General features: G+C 69.2%; 5 protein-coding genes and 1 tRNA gene. 5 read left to right on the top strand and 1 reads right to left on the bottom strand.

Annotation, left to right across the window (positions count from 1 at the left end; genetic code table 11):
- Positions 1-137 precede the first annotated feature (137 nt).
- A complete protein-coding gene (locus QOC69_RS33205) occupies positions 138-923 on the top strand; it encodes an ABC transporter permease (protein ID WP_526446737.1) in 786 nt (261 codons plus the stop codon).
- Entirely contained in the window at positions 920-1,531 is a 612-nt protein-coding gene (locus QOC69_RS33200; protein WP_526446735.1) for a putative glycolipid-binding domain-containing protein, read from the top strand. The genes QOC69_RS33205 and QOC69_RS33200 overlap by 4 nt, the downstream gene beginning before the upstream one ends.
- On the opposite strand, the gene QOC69_RS33195 is transcribed toward QOC69_RS33200, so the two are convergent.
- Positions 1,494-2,438 (bottom strand): prephenate dehydrogenase, encoded by a 945-nt coding sequence (locus QOC69_RS33195; RefSeq protein WP_526446736.1) that lies wholly within the window; start codon positions 2,436-2,438, stop codon positions 1,494-1,496. The genes QOC69_RS33200 and QOC69_RS33195 overlap by 38 nt on opposite strands.
- Before the next feature lie 105 nt (positions 2,439-2,543).
- Between QOC69_RS33195 and QOC69_RS33190 the strand changes: the two genes are divergently transcribed.
- The 3 genes from QOC69_RS33190 to QOC69_RS33180 all read left to right on the top strand — a co-directional run bounded on the left by QOC69_RS33190 (position 2,544) and on the right by QOC69_RS33180 (position 3,668).
- Positions 2,544-3,062, top strand: a complete 519-nt coding sequence (locus QOC69_RS33190) for a tRNA adenosine deaminase-associated protein (RefSeq protein WP_526446734.1) — start codon at positions 2,544-2,546, stop codon at positions 3,060-3,062.
- On the top strand, positions 3,059-3,508 hold the full coding sequence (locus QOC69_RS33185) for a nucleoside deaminase (RefSeq protein WP_526446733.1): 450 nt from the start codon (positions 3,059-3,061) through the stop codon (positions 3,506-3,508). Before QOC69_RS33190 ends, QOC69_RS33185 begins: the two co-directional genes overlap by 4 nt.
- A 69-nt stretch (positions 3,509-3,577) precedes the next feature.
- Positions 3,578-3,668, top strand: a tRNA-Ser gene (locus tag QOC69_RS33180).

The raw sequence follows: 3,668 nt of genomic DNA, 5'->3' as shown, positions 1-3,668 counted from the left end.
GACACCCTGATCATGCTGGCAGGCAAGGCCGCGACACCCTGGACCAGAGCCGGTCAGGTCGGCCGTCGAGCGGCGCGGGCGAGCGAAGCGACGGGGGAAACGGCACGGGCGAGCGAAGCGACGGGGGCGGCGGCGAAGTGAACTTCCTGCAGCAGGCGCTGTCCTACATCTTCACCGCCGCGAACTGGGGCGGTCCCGCGGGCCTCACCGCGCGCATCCTCGAACATCTGCAGTACACCGTCGTGGCGGTGATCTTCTCGGCGTTGATCGCCATCCCGATCGGCATGCTCATCGGGCACACGGGCCGCGGCACCTTCTTCGTCGTCACCAGCGTCAACGCGTTGCGAGCCCTGCCCACCCTCGGTGTGCTGCTGCTCGGCGTGCTGCTGTGGGGACTGGGCCTGGTACCGCCGACGATCGCGCTGATGTTGTTGGGCATCCCGCCGCTGCTGGCCGGCACCTACTCGGGTATCGCGAACGTCGACCGCGCGGTGGTCGATGCGGCCCGCTCGATGGGCATGACGGAGTCGCGTGTGCTGTTGCGCGTCGAGGTGCCCAACGCGCTGCCACTCATCCTTGGTGGCCTGCGCACCGCCACGCTGCAGATCGTGGCGACGGCCACCATCGCCGCGTACGCCAGCCTCGGCGGTCTCGGCCGCTACCTCATCGATGGCATCAAGGTGCGCCAGTTCTACCTCGCCCTGGTCGGTGCGCTTCTGGTGACGGCGCTGGCGCTGATCCTGGACGCGGCGCTGGCCTTCGTCGTGTGGTTGTCGGAGCCCGGCACCGACCGGTTCCGCCGGCTGCCGCAGCCGTTGATCAGCGACGAGGTGGCGCTCGAGTCGGCGACTAGATCTCGATCTGGCGCGAGTTCGGCAGGCGGCTACGAACGGGCGGGTCCGTCGCCTACGGTAGGGGGGTGAGTGCAGAAGCCCGCTCCGAGCCAGTCGAGGACGCCTGGCCGGCGATCCTGACCTGGCGGGCCCACGACGCTCCTCGCATGGAATCCGTGCGGGTGCAGTTGTCGGGCAACCGCATCAAGGCCTACGGCCGGATCGTCGCCGCAGGCACGTCGTCGCACCCGGCGTTCAGCGCGTCCTACGACCTCGTCACCGACGACCGCGGGGCCACCAAACGGCTGTCGCTGACGGTCACCCTCGCCGAGCGCGAACGCCAGCTGTCGATCGCCCGCGATGAAGAGAACATGTGGTTGGTCCAGGATCACCAGAACCAGACCAAGCGCGAGGCCTACGACGGCGCACTCGACGTCGACGTGATCTTCAGCCCCTTCTTCAACGCATTGCCCATCCGCCGTACCGGCCTGTATCGGAGTGCCGACTCGATCTCGCTGCCCGTGGTGTATGTGCGGCTGCCCGAGCTCTCGGTCGAGCAGGTGAACATCAGCTACAGCAGTGCGGGCTCCGACGTCAGTGGAGGCATCAAGCTGGTCTCGCCGGTCGCCGACACCACGATCACCGTCGACGACGAGGGCTTCATCCTCGACTATCCAGGACTGGCAGAGCGGATCTGATCACGCCGCCTGCGCGGCCCGCGGCGGCGAGCTCGTCGCGCCAATTCTCGGCACCGATCGTGACCGTGATGATCTCCGGCCTGCTGAAGCTGTCATAGCGCATCCGCGCGGCGTGGCCCGCCTCCACCAGCTCGGTCACCGGCTGCCCGGCCGCCAGGTGGTCCCTGGCCAGGGTGAGCAGGTCGATCGTGCGGTCCAGGGCGCCGTTCAGCTGTTCGGAGTTCGCCTCGCACATGGCGCGGACCAGGTCGGGCGCCGTCGCCGCCACCCGCGTGCCGTCCCGGAACGAACCCGCGGCCAGGGCGAACGCCAGAGGCACGTCGCCTGCCGTCACCGCGAGTGCTTCGGCGAGCAGGTGAGGGAGGTGCGAGATGGCCGCGGCCGCGGCGTCGTGCTCGTCGGAACGGGCCGGGACGACGACACCACCGCAGTCCAGCGCCAGCTGCATCACCGTCGCCCACACGTCCGGATCGACGTGGTCGTCGACGCTGATCACCCACGGTGCGCCGACGAACAGGCGTGGGTTTCCCGCCGCCCAGCCCGATCGCGCCGTTCCGGCCATCGGGTGCCCACCGACGAATCGGTCGACGAGGCTGTGGTCCCGGACCTCCTGCAGGACAGCACCTTTCACGCTGGTCACGTCGGTCAGCGCACACTTAGGGGCCGCGGTCCGGATGTGGCCGAGCATGATCGGCAGGGCTGGCACGGGAACGGCCAGAACGATGAGCGCATCGGTGTCGGCAGCGCGCGCCAGGACGTCGTTGATGCTGTCCGTGGCGTCGTATCCGTCGAATCGGGCGGCGTCGACGCCGTCGACCGACCGGTTGTATCCGAAGACCTCGCGGCCGGCGGCCTTTGCTGCCCGCAGCACCGAGCCGCCGATGAGCCCCAAGCCAAGAACGCACACCGGAGTGGTCACCGCTCAAGGTTGGCACACCGCCCGATCGTGCCTGCACCAGGCATCGGCACGATGGCTGGTCAAAGCGCCAGGTCTGGGACTAGCGTTGGTTTCATGGGAGCACAGCGCGCGCAGGCGAAGAACCAGGCTGCAGATCTCCCCGACGGCTTCGGCGTGGCGGTCGTCCGAGAGGACGGAAAGTGGCGTTGCACGGCGATGCGCCCGGCCGCATTGACCAGCCTCAGCGCCGCCGAAACCGAGTTGCGAGAACTGCGCAGCGCCGGCGCGGTCTTCGGGCTGCTCGACGTCGACGACGAGTTCTTCGTCATCGTCCGGCCCGCTCCCGCAGGCACCCGGTTGTTCCTGTCGGATGCGACCGCCGCACTGGAGTACGACATCGCGGCCGAAATCCTGGAGAAACTCGACGCCGACCTCGACCCGGCCGAACTCGACGACGAGGACCCGTTCGAGGAGGGTGATCTGGGCGTACTGGCCGACGTCGGCCTCAACGAGGGGGTGCTGAGCATCATCCTCTCCGACGACGACTACGCCGACGAGCAGCTGGCCCGCATCGCACAGGAGATGGGCTTCGGCGACGAGATGTCCGCCGTGGTCGACCGTCTCGATCGGTGACCGACGAACAGCTGATCCGCCTCGCCCTGGACGCCGCAGGCTCTGCCGGTCCGCGGGACGTACCCATCGGCGCGGTGGTGTTCGGCCCCGACGGCACCGAGCTGGCGCGAGCGGCCAACGCCCGTGAGGAGCTCGGCGATCCCACCGCGCACGCCGAGATCCTGGCATTGCGCTCGGCTGCCACGGTTCTGCGTGACGGTTGGCGACTCGAGGGCGCGACGCTGGCGGTCACCGTCGAACCGTGCACGATGTGCGCTGGCGCGCTGGTGATGGCACGGGTGTCGCGTCTGGTGTTCGGCGCGTGGGAGCCCAAGACTGGGGCGGTCGGCTCGCTGTGGGACGTGGTGCGCGACCGGCGGCTGACACACCGGCCCGAGGTGCGGGGCGGCGTGCTGGCCGAGGAGTGCGCGGCGCCGCTGGCGGCGTTCTTCGCGCGCCAGCGATGAGCGCTTGCGCGAAGAGCCGACCGGTTTGCGATTGGATTAGCGGGGCCGTCGACCGGTAAGGTGCCACACGGTGGCGTGTCCGAGCGGCCTAAGGAGCACGCCTCGAAAGCGTGTGACGGGTAACCCCCGTCCGAGGGTTCAAATCCCTCCGCCACCGCCA

Source organism: Mycobacterium sp., assembly GCF_032162105.1.
Taxonomy (GTDB): domain Bacteria; phylum Actinomycetota; class Actinomycetes; order Mycobacteriales; family Mycobacteriaceae; genus Mycobacterium.
Note: the sequence above shows the minus strand (reverse complement) of the source record. Positions and strands in the feature narration are given on the sequence as shown.

Coding starts and splice junctions, on each gene's coding strand:
- QOC69_RS33190 (WP_526446734.1), top strand. CDS start 2,544: ATGGGAGCACAGCGCGCGCAGGCGAAGAACCAGGCTGCAGATCTCCCC.